General features: G+C 36.5%; 19 protein-coding genes. 5 read left to right on the top strand and 14 right to left on the bottom strand.

Annotated elements, in window-relative coordinates; all coding sequences use genetic code 11:
* Window positions 1–4 precede the first annotated feature (4 nt).
* The 3 genes from ACKI5B_RS13280 to ACKI5B_RS13270 all read right to left on the bottom strand — a co-directional run bounded on the left by ACKI5B_RS13280 (window position 5) and on the right by ACKI5B_RS13270 (window position 2072).
* Window positions 5–286, bottom strand: coding sequence for a glycoside hydrolase family protein (locus tag ACKI5B_RS13280; RefSeq protein WP_407429563.1), 282 nt, complete (start codon window positions 284–286; stop codon window positions 5–7).
* 95 nt (window positions 287–381) lie between these two features.
* Complete coding sequence (locus ACKI5B_RS13275; RefSeq protein ID WP_407429561.1) at window positions 382–1338, bottom strand: pectinesterase family protein; 957 nt, start codon at window positions 1336–1338, stop codon at window positions 382–384.
* Between the two features lie 95 nt (window positions 1339–1433).
* A complete protein-coding gene (locus ACKI5B_RS13270; protein ID WP_407429559.1) occupies window positions 1434–2072 on the bottom strand; it encodes a cytidylate kinase-like family protein in 639 nt (212 codons plus the stop codon).
* Between the two features lie 100 nt (window positions 2073–2172).
* Between ACKI5B_RS13270 and ACKI5B_RS13265 the strand changes: the two genes are divergently transcribed.
* Window positions 2173–2520, top strand: a complete 348-nt coding sequence (locus tag ACKI5B_RS13265; RefSeq protein ID WP_407429557.1) for a magnesium and cobalt transport protein CorA — start codon at window positions 2173–2175, stop codon at window positions 2518–2520.
* Here the strand turns inward: ACKI5B_RS13265 and rsmG are convergent.
* Window positions 2517–3239, bottom strand: coding sequence for a 16S rRNA (guanine(527)-N(7))-methyltransferase RsmG (gene rsmG / locus ACKI5B_RS13260; RefSeq protein WP_407429555.1), 723 nt, complete (start codon window positions 3237–3239; stop codon window positions 2517–2519). The two genes, ACKI5B_RS13265 and rsmG, sit on opposite strands and share 4 nt — an antisense overlap.
* Before the next feature lie 3 nt (window positions 3240–3242).
* On the bottom strand, window positions 3243–3818 hold the full coding sequence (locus tag ACKI5B_RS13255; protein WP_407429553.1) for a shikimate kinase: 576 nt from the start codon (window positions 3816–3818) through the stop codon (window positions 3243–3245).
* Between the two features lie 47 nt (window positions 3819–3865).
* Between ACKI5B_RS13255 and ACKI5B_RS13250 the strand changes: the two genes are divergently transcribed.
* Window positions 3866–4549 (top strand): PrsW family glutamic-type intramembrane protease, encoded by a 684-nt coding sequence (locus ACKI5B_RS13250; RefSeq protein ID WP_407429551.1) that lies wholly within the window; start codon window positions 3866–3868, stop codon window positions 4547–4549.
* A 19-nt stretch (window positions 4550–4568) separates the two neighbouring features.
* On the top strand, window positions 4569–6224 hold the full coding sequence (locus tag ACKI5B_RS13245; protein ID WP_407429549.1) for a sensor domain-containing diguanylate cyclase: 1656 nt from the start codon (window positions 4569–4571) through the stop codon (window positions 6222–6224).
* Here the strand turns inward: ACKI5B_RS13245 and ACKI5B_RS13240 are convergent, their stop codons facing one another.
* Both ACKI5B_RS13240 and ACKI5B_RS13235 read right to left on the bottom strand, forming a co-directional pair.
* Window positions 6225–8720 carry an EAL domain-containing protein gene (locus tag ACKI5B_RS13240; protein ID WP_407429547.1) on the bottom strand — a complete coding sequence of 832 codons (2496 nt, stop codon included), beginning with the start codon at window positions 8718–8720 and terminating at the stop codon, window positions 6225–6227. It lies immediately after the preceding gene.
* Window positions 8721–8829: 109 nt separating this feature from the next.
* Window positions 8830–11022 carry a substrate-binding domain-containing protein gene (locus ACKI5B_RS13235; protein WP_407429545.1) on the bottom strand — a complete coding sequence of 731 codons (2193 nt, stop codon included), beginning with the start codon at window positions 11020–11022 and terminating at the stop codon, window positions 8830–8832.
* Window positions 11023–11121: 99 nt separating this feature from the next.
* Between ACKI5B_RS13235 and uxaC the strand changes: the two genes are divergently transcribed.
* Complete coding sequence (gene uxaC / locus ACKI5B_RS13230) at window positions 11122–12531, top strand: glucuronate isomerase (protein ID WP_407429543.1); 1410 nt, start codon at window positions 11122–11124, stop codon at window positions 12529–12531.
* Window positions 12532–12575: 44 nt separating this feature from the next.
* Here uxaC and ACKI5B_RS13225 read toward each other — a convergent pair whose 3' ends face one another.
* On the bottom strand, window positions 12576–13037 hold the full coding sequence (locus ACKI5B_RS13225) for a hypothetical protein (RefSeq protein WP_407429541.1): 462 nt from the start codon (window positions 13035–13037) through the stop codon (window positions 12576–12578).
* 123 nt (window positions 13038–13160) lie between these two features.
* Between ACKI5B_RS13225 and ACKI5B_RS13220 the strand changes: the two genes are divergently transcribed.
* On the top strand, window positions 13161–13463 hold the full coding sequence (locus ACKI5B_RS13220) for a helix-turn-helix domain-containing protein (protein WP_407429539.1): 303 nt from the start codon (window positions 13161–13163) through the stop codon (window positions 13461–13463).
* Window positions 13464–13499: 36 nt separating this feature from the next.
* On the opposite strand, the gene jag is transcribed toward ACKI5B_RS13220, so the two are convergent.
* The 6 genes from jag to ACKI5B_RS13190 form a co-directional block, all read right to left on the bottom strand.
* A complete protein-coding gene (gene jag, locus ACKI5B_RS13215) occupies window positions 13500–14204 on the bottom strand; it encodes an RNA-binding cell elongation regulator Jag/EloR (RefSeq protein ID WP_407429537.1) in 705 nt (234 codons plus the stop codon).
* Window positions 14205–14215: 11 nt separating this feature from the next.
* Complete coding sequence (gene yidC, locus ACKI5B_RS13210; protein ID WP_407429535.1) at window positions 14216–16015, bottom strand: membrane protein insertase YidC; 1800 nt, start codon at window positions 16013–16015, stop codon at window positions 14216–14218.
* A gap of 15 nt (window positions 16016–16030) precedes the next feature.
* On the bottom strand, window positions 16031–16252 hold the full coding sequence (yidD, locus tag ACKI5B_RS13205) for a membrane protein insertion efficiency factor YidD (RefSeq protein WP_407429533.1): 222 nt from the start codon (window positions 16250–16252) through the stop codon (window positions 16031–16033).
* Window positions 16249–16602, bottom strand: a complete 354-nt coding sequence (gene rnpA / locus ACKI5B_RS13200) for a ribonuclease P protein component (RefSeq protein ID WP_407429531.1) — start codon at window positions 16600–16602, stop codon at window positions 16249–16251. The genes yidD and rnpA overlap by 4 nt, the downstream gene beginning before the upstream one ends.
* Window positions 16603–16619: 17 nt before the next feature.
* A complete protein-coding gene (gene rpmH, locus ACKI5B_RS13195; protein WP_407429529.1) occupies window positions 16620–16775 on the bottom strand; it encodes a 50S ribosomal protein L34 in 156 nt (51 codons plus the stop codon).
* 113 nt (window positions 16776–16888) lie between these two features.
* On the bottom strand, window positions 16889–17378 hold a 490-nt coding region (locus ACKI5B_RS13190), incomplete at its 5' end, for a DciA family protein (protein ID WP_407429527.1).

The raw sequence follows: 17378 nt of genomic DNA, 5'->3' as shown, positions 1-17378 counted from the left end.
CTTCCTAAGACCGCTTGGCCTCCGACTTCTCAACACCTTCCCAGCGTGTAAAAGCCGGAGGATATGCATTTGGATCAGTTATGAAAGAAAGTTCGGCACCTTCGGCAAGTTCAAGAGTTGAATTTTCGATTAAATCTATAGGACCTGTAAGCCAGGTTCCCTTTTCAACGATTAATTTTCCGCCGCCATTTTTAGCAAGTTCTTCAAAAGCGGCTTTGAAAGAATTTGTATTATCAAAAACTCCGTCTCCGTTTCCACCAAAATCCGTTAATTTAATTTCTGTCATAAAATCCTCATTAAACACCTTTTTGATGGTAATATTTTATACATTTTGCATCAAAAAAAAAGAGTATAATAAGATATGATTTTGCATTTTTGCGATTAAAATATTGCTTTCAAAAGAATTTCTTTGTCTTTTTCAGACATTGTGTAGCCGTGCTTTTCCTGAACCTTTTCATCATAATCAGAAACAGTACCGTCTTTGTTTATGATTTTTGTGCCGTACTGCCTCCAGCCGTACAGTGCACTTCCTTTTTCAGGGTAAACAGCCCGGGTTCCGTTTTCGTCCGTCCAGAGAGCTTTATCGTAAAGACAGGAAATACGGCAGTTTATAAGGGCAATTGAATCCCAGCGGTCAACAGAATCCGGCTTTCCTGTGCCCTGAGAGCGGCCGATATATATTTTTGCATTTTTGCCGCGGTCTTCCGCTGAAAATTCACAGTTAATAAAGACAAATCCGGGTTTTGCATTTAATGCACGGCTTTGAAGAACATAAGCAGGCCTGTCAGAGCCACGGTTATCGCTTCTGGTATGAAGGGCGCAGTTTTCAAAAACGGCAGTATCGCAATACCCCCAGATAAAATCAACATCGCCGGTTACAAAACAGTTTTTAAAGTGAGAAAAACCTTTTACATGAATTGTGTCCTGCCGGCTGATAAAGTTCATGCCTTCACAGAAAAGTTTGCCTTTCTGACAGTGAAAGCAGATTGCTTCAGCCTGATTTCCAAGGGAAGCATCATCACAGGTTTTAATGTGAGTGTTTTCGATTGTGAAATTTTTAAGGGTGACAGAAGTACAGTTTTCTCCGAAAGTAAGAACTGCACGATTTTCTGTATCTTTATGGAAAGCTTCACAGTTTTCGGCACGGAGCGCACAATTTTCTGCTTTGCCGGAAACGCTTTCGATTACAAGAGGATTCGGAAGGTTATAAAAAATGCGCTCATGCTCAAGGCCTTTGTGCTCTCCGTCTTCAAGAAGAATATGAACCGCCTCTTGTGAAGAAGGGATTTGAGAAATAACCTGTGCCAAAGAATCATTTGTTGTAAGAAGAAAGTCCATATTACATCCTGATTTGGGGATTGGGGCTTGCCCCAGAAGAAGGGGGTGTCGGCGCAATGAAATGCGACGCAGGGGGAAGGCTTTCCCCCCTTAAATTAAATTTTTGCCAGTTCAACAATCCACTTTGCTGTGGCTTCTATTCCTGCAGTGGTGCTGTTAATCATCATGTCGTAGTTTTTGCGGTCACCCCAGATATTTTCTGTGAAAGTGTTGTAATGATTGGCACGACGTTTGTCAATCTGAATGATTGTTTTTTTAGCACAAGATTCTGTTTCTTTGTAAATTTCTTCGATTCGTTTTACTTTTGCATCGATGTCGGCATAAATAAAGACATTGAGAAGCTCATTATTATCAATCTGATCTGAAGTTGAAAGAATGTAATCTGCACAGCGCCCCACAATTACACACGGCTCTTTTGTAAGACCGAGAATTATTTTACGCTCTGCATTAAAAATCTGGTCTGCAAGCGGAAGATTTGCCTGAGCAACCGGCTGGCCTACTCCACCGGCTGAAGTGCCAGCATAACTTGTTCCCAAAAGAAGATTATAAAGCCAGCCTGACGAAAGATTCTGCTCAGTTTTTTTGATAAAATCTGCAGAAAGGCCGCTTTCTTTTGCTGCCATATCGATAATTTCTTTGTCGTAAAATTTGTAACCGAGCTGTTCTGCAACCATTTTTGCAATTAAACGGCCGCCTGAACCATACTCACGGCTGATTGTAATATATTTTTTCATAATATTGCCCCCTTTATCTGTCATCCCGGACACAGCCGGAAGGTCTAGATTTATCACTCAAGTTATTATATCATAGAATTTGAAAAACGGGGGATAAAAAATGACTGGCTACGAAAAAATCGCCGTTCTTTTAACGGAACTCGGTTCAGAAACAAGCGAAAAAATAATCGCGCTTCTTCATCTCACACCCGAACAAATGAACAAAATCAGCAAAAATATAATGTCTTTGGGCGCATACAATCCCCGCAACCTTCTCCATGTACAGCGCGAAACTGCCGTTCTTGAAGAAGTCAAAAAATATGGTGAAATGCGCGGAATTTACCGTGAAGTTTCTCCAAATTCAGGCGGCTTCTTAATGGTAGATGATAATCTTGAAAATCTTAAAAAAGAAATTCCAAAAAGCCCTGAAGATGTTGCAAATGTTCTGCGCGGCTGGCTCGACAGTTAATTTTTTTCAATCACTACCAGATTCCGCTCCCGCTCTTCCTGTTCGCCTGAATTTTCTGTAAGGAAAGGCACGCTAAGCGGAAAAATTTCATATTCCGGTCTTTGAGGAAGATTTTCCATTTCTTCGGTAATTTTTTCATGTTTTGCTTTATAAGCACACAAACAGCCGTCATCTTTTAAAATCCGCAGGAGAACTTTCATCATCTTTTTTTCAAGCGGACGGAACGCACGGAATACACATAAATCAAACCGTTTCTGCTCAAGCCGTTCTGCCTGATTTTCTTCAACAGTTACATTTTTAAGATTAAGAACTTCTGCACAATGATTCAAAAAGCCGCAGCGTTTTGTCATACGCTCAACCAGAGTAAAGTGAAACTGAGGAAAAGCTGCAGCAAGCGGAATACCGGGTAAGCCTGCCCCGCTCCCAATATCTGCCAGTTCGACAGAACCGGTGAGCGCTGAATTGTTTTCAGAAAAACCAAACCGCGCTGAAAGCTGTCTGCAAATTTGTGGAAGAGCAGAAAGACTGTCCAGAATATGCCGGACAGCAATTTCATCATGGTCATCGGTGTTAATTAAATCAAATTTTGCGTTGTATTCCTGAAGCAATGAAATGTAATTTTCCAATTTTTCTTCAAGTTCACCAAGAGAAAGTATTTTTATATCCGAAAATTCACCTTTATCAAATCCAAGTTTAACAAGACCGTCATGCAAAATCATTTTTTACTCCATTTCTTTTAAAGCATCCAGAATTTTCTGTCTGTTTTCTGATTTTGAAGAACTGTGTTCCAATTTAATCTCAATATCACACAAATTCTGATAAATTTTCTGCCTTTCCACATAAAAATTATGAAAAATCGAACGGACTTCCTGCACATTTTTAGGATTTTCCTTTGCTATATAAGCCGGAAGATTTTTCATTGAACCGATTCCATCATAAGAAATCTCACGTACAATTCTGTCAGCAGCAGTTTTTTCATCAGCATTCAAAAAAATGAATTTACCGGTTTTATGAAGTTCATCTAAAGCCGCCGGATTGTTACAGATTCCACCACCGGTTGCAATTATTGCCATTGTTTCAGATTTTATTTTTTCGGCTAAGTTTTTGCAGGCCTGTTTTTCAGCTTCAAGGAATGCTTCTTTTCCTGATTCTGTATAAATTTCGCGCGGTGTTTTTCCTGTAAGCTGGGTTACTTCATCATCAGTATCATAAAAAGGACATTCAAAATGCTTTGCCAGCAATTTTCCCTGCGTTGATTTTCCGCAATGTTTAATCCCCATTAGAATAATCGAACTCATATAAAAGATTATAGTTATTCCTTCAAAAAAATGATAGAATCGTTGCCATGAATTTGTATGCACTTTTAGGAATTTCCTTTATTCCTTCAATAGTTTTTTTTACACTTGCAGTTTTTCTAAATCAAAATCTAAAAATTAAATACTGTGTACTTTCCTGTATTCTTGCCTTAATTACTGTCATTCCAACATCATTAATTCAGTTTTATGTACTCAGTCTGCCAATTTTTAACGGTTATACCTTTGCCTCAGTAATGATAACAGCAGTTTTATTCAACGGCCTTATCGAAGAATCAATGAAAATGCTGTTTATGTGTATGATTCCTCAAAAAAAGCAGATTTTAAGTAGTTTTTTCTGCAGTGTTGTCTTATACGGCCTTGTAACCGGTGGTTTTGAATCTGTTATATATATAGTTAATAAATTTCAGGAAATTCAGGGTCAAGGCGGAAAAGAAATTGTAGTCCAGCTTCTTTTAAACAGAATTTTCTCTGCTCAGGCAATTCACCTGTTCTGTGCAGGATTAAGCGGCCTTTATATCTGGAATTTCCGTCATCAAAAAAAGAACCCGGTTCCTTTTATTTATGCAGTTTTACTTCACGGAATCTATAATTTCTTTATAAGTTTCTCATCAATGTACCGCTGGCTTGCAATTATCGCAATTCTTTTTGCTGCCGTAGAATGCCGCATTTTTTATGTTTCAGCAAAAAAGGATTCTCTTGAAAATAATGTATAATTTGTTAAAATAATATTAAATGAAGAAAAAATATTTAAAATCAAAGATTTTTCTTGTATTTTTTATATTTCTCATCGGAACCGGAGTTTTTGTTTTAGTTTCCGGCCGTAATTCACAAAATGCACGCATTATTAATTTTGAACATAAAACCTTAAACGAAGGCTGGTATTACTACAACAAATACGGTGAACCCGTTTCAATCCCAAAATTACCGGCAAAAATTCCTTCAGAAAATTCAAAATCTGTCATTTATCACGAAATATCCCCCTTTCAGAATGAAGACACAAATATCTGTTTTTATTCAGAACACCAGAATATTACTGTAAGGCTTAACGGGGACGTTATTTATTCATTTAACAGCCAGGCAAATCCCAAAAATTTTATTTCATATCGGGCTGTTCATAATTTTATAAAACTTCCAAAAATTTCAGAAGATTCCGTTTTAAGCATCGAAACTGAATCTTTAATAAAATCGAGTAATGGATATTTTGAACAGATTCTTTTTGGAACCAGTATACAAGTTCTCTTTTCAATCATAACAAACCATATTGACAATTTCCTTCTTGGAATAATGTTTATCGTAACATCAATTTTTCTTTTAGGAACAAATTATCTGTTTACCCGTAATAACAGCAAAGACTACACTCTTTTTTATCTGGCTCTGCTTACTTTTACAATTGGTCTGTGGCAGCTTGATGATTCAACTCTTCTCCTGTTTTTTACAGGATATCTCCCGTTACTCTGGTGTTTTAAATATTTAACTCAACTTTTTATGCCGCTTTTTACTTATTTATTTATAAAAAGTATCATCATAAAGCCGAATAAAAAGTTCATGAATATTATTTTCTGGATAATAATTGCGCTTGTTTCAACACAAACTTTCTTACAGTTAACCGGAATTAAACACTTAACAAATACAATTTTTGCATCTCATTTTATATATTTAACACTCTGTATTTATACACTCAAATCCCTTTCCAAAGAAGACTGGCTTAAAACAAGCCGTTTAAAATATCTGTTTCTTTTTTCAATGATAATTTCTATATTCATATTCGGATATACAGCCCTTACTTTAATCACAAACAAATTTTTCAGTTCAACAATGAGTTTCGGACTTGCATTAATTTTTTTATCAATGATTCTTCTCACTTATCAGAAAGAACTTAAACTTTTTGAATCCATAAATAAAACTGAAACATATAAAAATCTTGCTTTCATAGACATTGCAACAGGAGCAAATAATAAAACTGCCTGGTACACGCTTATCGACAATTTTAATGAATCAAGTCCACAGGGCGAATACTGTCTGATTATTTTTGATATGAACAATCTAAAAAAACTCAACGATGAGCTCGGTCATTTAGTCGGCGATAAAGTAATAAAAAATTTCTGTACATGCCTTTTAAACATTATTGGTGAAAAGGGAGAAGTTTACAGAATTGGCGGCGATGAATTTGTCTGTCTTTTTTACAATATTTACCGTGAAGCAATTATGACAATTCTTTATCAGTTTGATGAAGCCGTAAAAAATCAAACAGAAGAACCTAAATTTTCTGCTGCTTATGGATTAGAATTCTTTAAACCTCATAACACAGCAGATTTCCAGACAGCCCTCAACCGTGCTGATGAAAAAATGTATCAGACTAAGTCAGAAATGAAACTAGCAAGAAAATAATTATTTTACTTCAAAAACAATCGCTTCGTTTGCTGGAATCGGTTTACTGAAATAATATCCCTGAATTTTATCTGCACCAAATTCTAACAGACGGTTATACTGCCATTCTTCTTCAACGCCTTCGATTATCATATCTTTATCCAAATCATGCATCAAATGAATAATATTCTTAATAAAAGAATCTTTACCGTCAACCAAATATGTATCGACCAAAGATTTATCCAATTTAATCACATCAACAGGAATATATGTTAAATAGCCAAGCGAAGAATATCCTGTTCCGAAATCATCCATGAGCAGGCGAATTCCAAGCACTTTGAACCGTTTGAAGATTTCATCGGCAAGAGTACTCTTTTCAAGGAAAACGCCTTCGGTTATTTCAATTTCAAGGTAATGTGCCGGAACATCATATTTTTTAAGCAATTCTTCCAGAAAATCAACATAACCATAATCATTTAGCTGATTGCTGGAATAATTGACGGAAACTGGATGCAACTCCTTACCTTCATCACGCCACAACGCAAGCTGTTTGATTACAAGCTCCGTAGTGATTCTGCCAATTCGCCAAATCCAGCCGCTTCTTTCTGCCACAGGAATAAACTGACCGGGATAAATTCCAGGCTCTTTCATTCGCACAAGGGCTTCATATCCGCTGACTTTTTTTGTCTTGGTGTCGATTTGCGGCTGATAGAGCATGAAAAATCCATCATTGTCAAAAGCATGCTGCAATTTTTCTTTTATGACGGCTTCTTCCCGAACCTTTTTCTTCATTTGCTCGTCATAAATAACGATTCCGTTTTTACCACGCTCTTTTGCTTCGTACATCGCACTTTCTGCATTGATAATATGCTGCTCAGGAAGAGTAACTCCATCAGAGCAGGAAGCGCCTATGCTCGCCGTAATTCCCAATGATTCGTCACCCAAAGGAATTGGCGAACGAATTCCATCCAAAATCTTTTTTACAGACTCACATTCGGCAGTTAAAACCTCGTTTGGAATGAAGATAAGATATTCATCACCGCCAAACCTTGCAATCTTCCAGCCATTTTCTTCTGATATGCCTTTTAAAAGGGCTGTGAGGTACTGCAAAATACTGTCTGCCATAGAGTGACCGTAATTTTCGTTCAGGCTCTTGAATCCATCAATATCAATTATAAGAACAGAATAGCTGTCTTTTTCTGTCAATGTGTTACGAAGAGTGTCTGTTATTGTTCTTCGATTTAAAATATCTAAAAACTCATCATATTCAGCCTGATATAAAAGCTGTTCCTGATATTTTTCAAGGTTATCATGCGAAAGCTGAAGGTCTCTTAACATCAGTTTAGAAGAACGTGAACCTAAATGAGAAGAAAGAACAAGAAAAACAAGAGCCAGAACAATCAAAACTGCCGACGGAAGAATTTTTCCATAATAATGCAGGAATGTATCCGGCTGATTATAAAAAATCGTATCAGAAGGCAGCAGTGAAAAATCCAGATTATATTTTTTCATCAAAGAATAATCAAAATCACAGCGGCTTGGTGTCTGCTCAATAAAGGGAAGTTTTGTTATTTCAGCACCATTAAGAATCTTGTAAAGAACATTGCCTGCCATAAAGCACTGCTCCTCAAAATCCATATAAATTCCGCCCAAAATTCCTTTTCCTTCGCCGCCGATGTAATTTCTGAATATTGGAACATCTGTATGCTGCACAATAGTATTTGTACGGGAAAGCATAGAATAAACTTTTCCAGATTTATCTGTATAGCATGTCATATAAAAAAGCATTGAATCATTTGGTAATGACTCAAGCAAAAATATCAGATTTCCCTGGGTTAAGACAGATGTATCAACATCTATAAGAGCATAATCTTTGTATTCTTTGCAAAGTTCTTTAAAAGTTTCAAAATCATTTTTTCCGACATCTGACTGATCATGAAGGGCTACAAGTTTCTTTCGGTTGGGAAACAATTTCACTGCAAGTTTCATCGTTTCATTCAGATAACCATTTTCATAGAAGCCTATCATATAAGGACTTTGTAATGCCTGTTCTACCAGTTCCATACTGTTAATGCTGAAAAAAACTACCGGCATTTTGGGAAATAACTCATCCTGATAATCAAGAACAAATTTTAAAGCGGCATCATCACCAACAAGCAGAGCTTCATATTTAGAATGATTCTGAAGCTTATTTTTTAAGTAATCATGAAAAGCATAAACATCATTTATGGAGAGAAAAGAATCCCGATCCATATAAACTACATCATATTCAATTCCCTTTGGATAAAGGCTTTTCTCAAGACCGCGAATCTGTGCACCATTTGTAAAATAAAACGGATTATATGAACTTAAAAACAAAACCCTGTGCCGGACTTCAACCGGTGCCTGAGGTTCTAAATTATTATTTTTACTGGTATTTATAGACTTTACAAGAAAAATGAATGCACACAGAAAGAGAATAATACTAAGACCTATTAAATTATTTCTGAAAAAAACAAAGTAGTGCCGCTTGTTCATTAGAAATTCCTCTTGTTCATAAAACTTATGACTATTTCAATTATCTTATAGAATTTACAATTTAACAAGTTTTTTTTGATTTATCAGTCTAAGAATATTCAGGAAGATTTTATCTTAAATTCCTTTTTGCCCATGCACGGGGAGACATTCCGGTATTCTTTTTGAACACACTTGAAAAATAATTCTGGTTTTGAAAACCAAGCCTGTTTGCAATTTCTCCGAGTTTTAAGCTCTCTACCTGAAGCAAAGTTTTTGCCTGCTCAATTTTTAATTTTTCGTGCAGAGTCTGAATTGTAAAACCTGTTAATTCTTTAGCCCTTCTTACAAGGTGACTTTTGCTTACAGACAGTTCGGCTGCCATTTTATCTAAATCTGTCATTTCATTTAAATGCTCTACAAGATAATTTGTAATCTGCATTGCATTTATACCATTTCTGGTTTCATTTGAATTATTTGAGGAAAGATGAAGAATTCCAACAAGCTGTTCATTTGATAAAAGCATTGATTTTTCTTTTGTTCTTCCTTCACGGACATAAACAGCATTAAGTGCATTAGAAAGAAGTGTTCTTACGGTATCATAAATGGAAATATTCGGATTGCTTATTTCAAGAAATGCATAACCAAAATATTTATCATTATGATGAAGAATTTCTGTTATAAATGAATATCTTCTGCCCTGCGGGAAAAACTGTTTTGGAAAACAGGAAGGATCAGAAACTTTAAAAGGCAGTTTTTCCTGAATAAACTGAGACGGTTCAGGAAGAATTAAATCCAGATTCGCTGCCCCCAGATCAGTTGTCATATTTTCACTCAAACAAAGAATTATCCCGGGAATTCCCATTTCCCCGAGCTGATAGCGTAAAACATCAAGAATCTGCTTGCCTGTTGTGGCAGAAGCAAAATTTATTGCAATCTGAGACAGATTGTTCATAAGATAAGTGTCTTTGCGTGGAGCTATTGTGTCATACTCTATAAAAACAGAAGCAAGTGTCCGTAATTGGTGAAAAACATCTTCCATATGTGTATTCTGATTAAAATCATCATTAATAAGGGGAAGAATTATTTTTCTGATTGATGTTATGCTTTGCTGTAAATTGCTGTTTACCAGAGTAGAATCTTTCCGCATATTCTGTAAAAGATTCTGAAACCACCTTAACATCCGGCTTGGCTTAGGCTGCTCATAAATATCTTCAAAAATTGCATCAACAAGTTCAATTAATTCATTTTCCTGCTGATGTAAAAAAATTACCCGTAATTTTTCAAACAGATATGTTCGTAATTCACCTTCAGAAGTATTTTCCAGAGAAAGATTTGAAATTCGATGAGAATCGTCTGACGCCTGAACAACGCTCTGTTCAAAACAGCCGCAAGACTGACGTAAAACAATTGAAGTTGGAACAAGCCTTGTTTCAAAATTTTCACTTGGAGCCATAATTCTATCAATTAAAAGCTCTACGGAAGCATATCCGCGCTTAAAGTATTCAAGATTCATTGTAGTAACTGGAGAACGTGCAAAAACTCCGCTGTACTGATTATTAAATCCTGTTACTGATATATCTTTAGGTACACAAATACCATGTTTGTCTAACTGTTCAATAACCTCAGCAGCAATTAAATCACTTGGTGTTACAATACATTCAATTTCACTTTTATTATTTATATTGAATCTTTCAACCAGAGAATTAACAGCAAGTGCAATATCAACACTATTCATTGATTTTGTGAGAAAGACAGAACCTGGTATTTCTTTTAAATCATATTTTTTTAAGTCTTTCCTGAAACATTCTAAGCGGCTTAAATGAGGTGAAGAAGTTTCACAGCCAATAAAAGCAAATTTTGTATACTGATGAACACTCACAAGATGATTCATCATAAGTGAAATAGAATATTCATTATCGATACGAATTGAAGGCACACCGGGAATATCAAGATAACCTATATCAACCATAGGAAGAGGCTTTAAACTAATGAAAGTTCTTTTAACAGTTTCTTCATCCAATAATTCACAAAGCGAAGACGCCCATGTAATAAGCCCGTCAACTAACGGAGCTTTCATAAATTTAAAGGTTTTTAAATAGTGAGAAATAAAATCAATATCATCAAAAAAGGAATACTTTATAGCACCTGCAAAATTAATAAAATTTAAATCATAATCATTCGCAGCCTTTAACATGCCGGCAATATATTCCTGTCCTATAAATGAACGGAAATCCGCAATACCGGCAAAACCAAAAGTTATTCTATGGCCACGATTTTTTTCTGAGGTTAAAAAAGCTCGTCGTTTTGATATTCCATGATTCATATCAATTAATTATAAATAATTTTATCATATTTCACAATTTTTGTTTACATGATAAAATATTCACAAAATTTCTCCTGCATAGGAAATATGGAGCAAAAAATGAAAAAATTCATGGACAAAAACTTCCTTCTTGAGACAAAAACTGCTCAGAAGTTGTTTGAGGCTTGCAAAAACGAGCCTCTCTGGGACTATCACTGTCACCTTATCCCTGCACAGATTGCTGAGAACAAAAAATTCAAGAACCTCACAGAAATCTGGCTCGGTGGCGACCACTACAAATGGCGACAGATGCGCACCTACGGCGTAACCGAAGACTACATCACAGGCGACAAACCTGATTACGAAAAATTCCTCAAATGGGCAGAAACAATCGAGCACCTCATCGGAAACCCGCTCTATCACTGGACACACCTTGAGCTTCAGCGATATTTCGGAATCGACGAGCCGCTCACAGTAAAATCAGCTCCACGCATCTGGGAAAAAGCAAACGAAATGTTGCAGAGCGACGAGCTTTCAGTAAAAGGAATCTTCGAGAAATTCCATGTTTACGCTGTCGGTACAACTGACGATCCAATTGATTCTTTGGAATACCACAAGGCAATCGCAGCAGGAACCGCCCCAATCGGAAAAATCAGCACAAAAGTCCGCCCATCATACCGACCGGACAAAGCAATCAACATCAATCTTCCAACATACAAAGACTACATCGCAAAATTGAGCGAAGTTTCTGGAATCACAATCAAAACTTCTGACGACGTAATCAAAGCCCTCATCAATCGCCTCGACTTCTTCATCGAAAACGGCTGCCGTGCTTCTGACCATGCTCTTGAGTACCCGCCATGCAAAATCGACACAGATGCAAACATCGATGCAGTTGTTGCACGTGCTCTTAACGGCGAAGTTATCTCAGAAGCAGAAGCTGAAGCTTACAAAACAAAACTTCTCGTTGCTCTCGGACGCGCTTACGAGCAGAAAGGAATCGTTCAGCAGTGGCACATGAACGCAATCCGCGACAACAACAAGGCTATGTTCAAAAAACTCGGTCCTGATACAGGTTTCGACGGAAGCCACGACAAACCGATGGCAGAAAACCTAGCAGGTCTCATGAACTTCATCGAAGAAAAGGGCGGCATGCCAAAAACAATCCTTTACACATTGAACCCGAAAGATTACTACTCAATCGGAACAATCATGGGCTGTTTCCAGGGCGGCGGAATCAAAGGCAAAATTCAGCTCGGTTCAGGATGGTGGTTCTGCGATCACAGAGACGGCATGGAACAGCAGATTAAGGTTCTCGGAAACCTCGGCATGATTCCTGCATTCGTTGGTATGCTCACAGACTCACGCTCATTCCTTTCTTACTCACGTCACGAATACTTCCGACGCATTCTCTGTAATGTAATCGGCGGCTGGGTTGAAAACGGCGAATATCCTGCAGATATGGATACTTTAATTCAGATTGTCAAAGACATTTCATTCGGAAACGCAGTTCAGTATTTCGGAAAATAAACCTAAAAAAGCGAACGACCGTTAGTAAAACTAACGGTCGTTTTTTAGATTTTCTTATATTTATATTTTTGCACATTTTCTTTATTTATTTCTACCGGACCAACAATTAGAATAAATTCGCCCCATGTTTCAACAAGATAATCAAGCGTATTTTCATTTTCGACACCAATTGCTTTGTAATCTATCTTGTAATGACCTTCGGTTATCTGAGTTTCAAGCCCCCAAATTCCATGGCGAGAATTCCCGTAACTTGCAATCCTTGTTGGTTCATAATATATATCTAAATCCTTAAAAGCTATAAACTTATATCCTCGAAAAGTTTTCCGATATAAAGACTTACAAAGTTCGACCAAAGCTTCTTCTTCTGTTTTTGCCAAATATGCATCATATTTATCACCAGCAACCCCCGTACCCATCTTTTTTATTTTTCCATATTCGGTAGTTGTCACACAACCAACCAAAAATAATATAAAAATGAAAAAAAATATATAAATTGCTTTTCTCATAAAAAATTCCTTTTTATCCAATAAAACCAACTTTTTTTCAAAAAGTTTTGTTTCATCGACTATACATTAAAAGTGTTTTATTTGTCAAAGCAAAAGAAAGTTTTCCTCAATTAAACTAATCATATGAATGTATATCAATCGGATTTTATCGCCAATCTTATTTATTACCGTGAGCAAAAAGGATATACACAAGCAACTTTAGCGGCAGTAAGCAATTGCTCAAAAGGAAATATCGGTGGAATTGAAGCTGGAAAATCATTGCCTTCATTCGAGACGATTCTAAAAATCGCATATGCATTGGAAATTCACCCCGCTGACTTGTTTCTGCGAAACACAAGCAAAAATCACGCGGAAGTTTATGATTTTTTTGAAACAAAATTTTTCCCTACGCTGCAGAATATGATTGATACACAGTTCAGAAAATAAAAAAAGCACTGACCTTTGCCAGTGCTTTTCAAAATCCTAGTAGTTTCCCTTATAAATTACCCGTACCTGTTTATACAAGCCTTCACCTTCACTCATTGTTTCAATATCTGAAAAATCATTAAGTGTAGTATGAATCAGGCGGCGTTCAAACGGGTTCATTGGCTCAAGAAGAATTGAAGTTCTCTTTGTGCGGACTTTGTCAGCTGTTGTATAAGCAAGGTGAACAAGATTTTCTTCACGACGAACACGATAATTTTCTGTATCCAGAATTACACGAACTTCTTCTCGTCCTAAATGACCAGCGTACACATTTGCAAGCAGCTGAAGTGCATCGAGGTTCTTTCCTTTTCGCCCAATAAGAATTGAAGAGCTTTCAGAAGAAAGTTTAAGACCAATTTTCTTTTCTTCACGGAACGCAATTTCAACTTTTGCTTCATAGCCCATTTTTGAAATAATTTCTGATACAAAAGCTGTAAGTTTCTGTTCAAATTCATCCTGCGGAATTGGATTTCCCATTACCCGTTTAGCAGTTTCTACAGGCGAAGATGTTCCTTCATCGTACTTTACTCCTGGAGTTGCTTCATCTGTGTGAACACGGATTTTGACATAGCCAGATTTAAACAATGTCTTTTTCTGCACTTCAAGAATTTCAACATCAAACTGATCACTTTCAATACCAAGTTCAATTGTTGCCTTTTCAATAGCGTCTTTTTCTGTCTTACCTTCAAATTCGTAAGTCATTTTATTTACTCCTATTTATTTTTCATCATTTTATTGATTAAAATTTGCTGTCCAAGCTGGAAAATATTGCTGACAGTCCAGTACAAAAGCAATCCCGCAGGTGCATTATAGAACAGGAAGAAGAACATAATCGGCATACCGTACATCATCATCTTCATTTGCCCATTACTTTGTCCTGCAGCAGCAGTACCTCCGTTCTGTGTAATTTTTCCGAATAAAAGCTGAGAAATTACATAAATTACCGGTAAAATTCGAATCTGGTTCCAGCCCAGGAAAGGAAGACCAGTTTCAAAAATTGGACCAACATGATCACCCTGAGAAAGATCATCAATCCAGCCTTTAATAAACGAAGCCCCACGGAATTCAAAATAATTATTAAACAGATTGTACATTGCAAAAAGAATTACAAACTGGAAAATCATCGGTAAACAGCCGCTCATAGGATTATAGCCGATTTCCTTGTACATTTTTGCAGTTTCAATCTGCATTTTCTGTGGATCGTTTTTATATCTTGCCTGAATTTCCTTCATCTTTGGCTGGAATTTCTGCATTTTCTGTGTACCTTCCAGACTCTTTTTAGTAATCGGGAAAAGACAGATTTTCAAGATAATTGTAACAATAATAATTGAAACACCCCAGTTATGAACCACTTTGTTAATATTTTCAAGCAGGAATTTAAGTATGACCTCAAGCCAGTATAAAAATCCTGAAGTCTGTAAACTCTCATCAAAATGAACACCGGTTAACGACCATTCGTTTTTATCTTCAGATACATATTTTTTTAGTTCAGATTCATTACGAGGACCAGCATAAATATAATAACTATCGGTAGTTTCTATTTTGTCAATGGCCTTTCGAGTCATTTTTAACTGAGCATTTGTCGATTCACCTGCTTCAATCTGCGTATCATAAACAACCTTTGAATCCATTGAAGTTTTATTTTCCGGATAAATAATGAATTCAAAATACTTTCCAGCCAAAGCACTCCAAACCCATTCCCGGTCATAAGTTTTTGTCTGTTTTGTACCGAACCGTGTTTTTTTGGATTTTTCGCCATTAAATGAAACAAGTTCACGATATTCATACCGGTCAGCTTTTGGATTGTATTTTGGACCAATCTGTGGAGCTGTTCTAAGAGTATATGCAGCTCCTCCCATATCAAGACCTTTAAAGTTTTCGCCGCCAGCAATAGTAATGTCGAGTTTGAAAGTATAATCATTAGGCTTAAAGGTATAAGTTTTAACAAGAGTGAACTGACTTTCAGTTCCATCAACATTCTTATATGTATATTTTTTGAAGAAGCCGATTGTATTTTCATTTAACATCCGTGCTTCAAAAATATCATTGATAATTGAATGATTTGCACCGCCAAGTGAAAGTGAAAAGGCACGATTTTTTTCAGTTACATTTTCACTTAATTCAACACCTTTGTCAGTTGCTGCATCACGGTTTTTAAGATTCCCGCGTTCATCCTTCTCGATTAACTCGTAACTGATAATATCACCGCCACGATTCGTGAAAGTGACTTTTACATTATTTGTTGTAATTGTAAAATTTTCTTCGGTTAATGTTTCTTCCTGTGAAGATGAAGAAATTGAAGCTGTTTCTGAAAGTTCTGAATTTACTGCATTTTCAGAAAGTAGATTTTCGGTTGATTCTGTTTTTTCAGCTGGATTTTCAATAGTTTCTGCCTGAGAAACTTCCTGCTGATTTTGATTCTGCTGCGGTGGGAACAGAAAAGTCTGTGCCGCAAAAAAACCGACCAGAACCACCGTAGAAAGACCAATGGCCCATACAGTGTTTTTTTCCATTTTTTTATCCTTTTATTACGGAACCGGATCGTATCCGCCTGAGTGAAAAGGAGTACATTTCAGGATTCGTTTTGTTGAAAGATACATGCCTTTAACGGCACCATGCTTTTTTAACGCTTCCAAAGCATAAGCGGAACATGTGGGATAAAATCGACAGCACGCTGGCTTTAGCGGTGAAATGAACTTCCTGTAAAAGCGAACGGGCAGACATAAAACAAACACAAAAAACTGCTTCATTCCTTGATAAGCCCTGCTTTTTCACATAATGTACGAAATTGAACACACCGCGTGCTGAACGAGTCTTTCTCGGATGAAGGATAAACCAGAAACAGTATATCATATCCGGTGTTCAGGTGTGCTTTTAAATTACGATAAGTTTCTCGACTAAACCGTTTTGCACGGTTTCGCTCAATCGCATTTCCAAAACCTCGTGGAAGTGGAAATCCTATACGGTTAAAGCCAAGCGCATTTGGAAGATAGAAAAGCTTTGCCCCAAAAACGCTTGTCTTTTTACCATTTTTGAACAGATTTTTAAATTCAGCGGGGCTTTTTATATGTTCTTTTCGACTAAAACCTGCTGACTTCATAAAATCCGCCTCTTCAATTAGTATTTCTTGCCTTCGTCACAAACAGAGAGCTTTTTGCGGCCCTTTGCTCTTCGACGAGCGAGAACCATGCGACCACCGCGTGTTGCCATACGAGCGCGGAATCCAAATTTTCTGTTTCGTTTAACTTTACTTGGCTGGTATGTTCGTTTCATAGAACATTCTCCTTATTGTTGGGGACTTTGCCCTAAAATTTTGATAAAAATTGAGCAATAAAATTCTTCTTCCTTAAAAGAATTTTTGGGTAGTGGCAAATAGAATAGCAAATTTATTTATCATTGGTCAACATATCAGCCTTCAATCTGTCTAGAATTTTCTGTAAATTTTCTGGCATTTCCTTTTTTTCTGAAAGAATTTCTGCCTTTTTATTAATTCCATTCGCTTCATCAAATTTTCTTATGATTTCATCCTCATTTTCGATTTTAGATTTCATTTCATCACGAACTTTTTCTTCAGAAATCTGATTGTGCAGTTGAACATTTGTGCCGCGAAGCCTGAATGCCAGTGAAGAAATTTTTACTTCAGGAACTCCCCTTTTTAATCCATTCAAAATATACTTTTGATAAAGTTTCATCGTTTGAATCCAGCCTGGATGATCACTTTCTATCAGAAGAATTTCATTTTTTAAATCAATTACACGACTATGAGAATAAAGATTTTCTCCAAGATTATTGCCGTTTATAGCATTTGATTTTATGGAAGTTATTACATATTTCCATGATTTGAGCAGTTTATTATTTTTTTCAAGTTCTGCCTTT

It is taken from the genome of Treponema sp. (assembly GCF_045657965.1).
In the GTDB taxonomy this organism is placed as follows: Bacteria; Spirochaetota; Spirochaetia; order Treponematales; family Treponemataceae; genus Treponema_D.
This window is presented reverse-complemented; position numbering and strand designations above follow the sequence as displayed.

Excerpts from the sequence above, each read along its gene's own strand:
- ACKI5B_RS13220 (WP_407429539.1), top strand. The coding sequence starts at position 13,161 with ATGAATGTATATCAATCGGATTTTATCGCCAATCTTATTTATTACCGT.
- jag (WP_407429537.1), bottom strand. The coding sequence starts at position 14,204 with ATGACTTACGAATTTGAAGGTAAGACAGAAAAAGACGCTATTGAAAAG.
- yidC (WP_407429535.1), bottom strand. The coding sequence starts at position 16,015 with ATGGAAAAAAACACTGTATGGGCCATTGGTCTTTCTACGGTGGTTCTG.
- ACKI5B_RS13255 (WP_407429553.1), bottom strand. The coding sequence starts at position 3,818 with ATGAGTTCGATTATTCTAATGGGGATTAAACATTGCGGAAAATCAACG.
- rnpA (WP_407429531.1), bottom strand. The coding sequence starts at position 16,602 with ATGAAGTCAGCAGGTTTTAGTCGAAAAGAACATATAAAAAGCCCCGCT.
- ACKI5B_RS13265 (WP_407429557.1), top strand. The coding sequence starts at position 2,173 with ATGACTGGCTACGAAAAAATCGCCGTTCTTTTAACGGAACTCGGTTCA.
- ACKI5B_RS13225 (WP_407429541.1), bottom strand. The coding sequence starts at position 13,037 with ATGAGAAAAGCAATTTATATATTTTTTTTCATTTTTATATTATTTTTG.
- ACKI5B_RS13240 (WP_407429547.1), bottom strand. The coding sequence starts at position 8,720 with ATGAACAAGCGGCACTACTTTGTTTTTTTCAGAAATAATTTAATAGGT.
- ACKI5B_RS13280 (WP_407429563.1), bottom strand. The coding sequence starts at position 286 with ATGACAGAAATTAAATTAACGGATTTTGGTGGAAACGGAGACGGAGTT.
- rpmH (WP_407429529.1), bottom strand. The coding sequence starts at position 16,775 with ATGAAACGAACATACCAGCCAAGTAAAGTTAAACGAAACAGAAAATTT.
- ACKI5B_RS13270 (WP_407429559.1), bottom strand. The coding sequence starts at position 2,072 with ATGAAAAAATATATTACAATCAGCCGTGAGTATGGTTCAGGCGGCCGT.
- yidD (WP_407429533.1), bottom strand. The coding sequence starts at position 16,252 with ATGAAGCAGTTTTTTGTGTTTGTTTTATGTCTGCCCGTTCGCTTTTAC.
- rsmG (WP_407429555.1), bottom strand. The coding sequence starts at position 3,239 with ATGATTTTGCATGACGGTCTTGTTAAACTTGGATTTGATAAAGGTGAA.
- ACKI5B_RS13245 (WP_407429549.1), top strand. The coding sequence starts at position 4,569 with ATGAAGAAAAAATATTTAAAATCAAAGATTTTTCTTGTATTTTTTATA.
- uxaC (WP_407429543.1), top strand. The coding sequence starts at position 11,122 with ATGAAAAAATTCATGGACAAAAACTTCCTTCTTGAGACAAAAACTGCT.
- ACKI5B_RS13250 (WP_407429551.1), top strand. The coding sequence starts at position 3,866 with ATGAATTTGTATGCACTTTTAGGAATTTCCTTTATTCCTTCAATAGTT.
- ACKI5B_RS13235 (WP_407429545.1), bottom strand. The coding sequence starts at position 11,022 with ATGAATCATGGAATATCAAAACGACGAGCTTTTTTAACCTCAGAAAAA.
- ACKI5B_RS13275 (WP_407429561.1), bottom strand. The coding sequence starts at position 1,338 with ATGGACTTTCTTCTTACAACAAATGATTCTTTGGCACAGGTTATTTCT.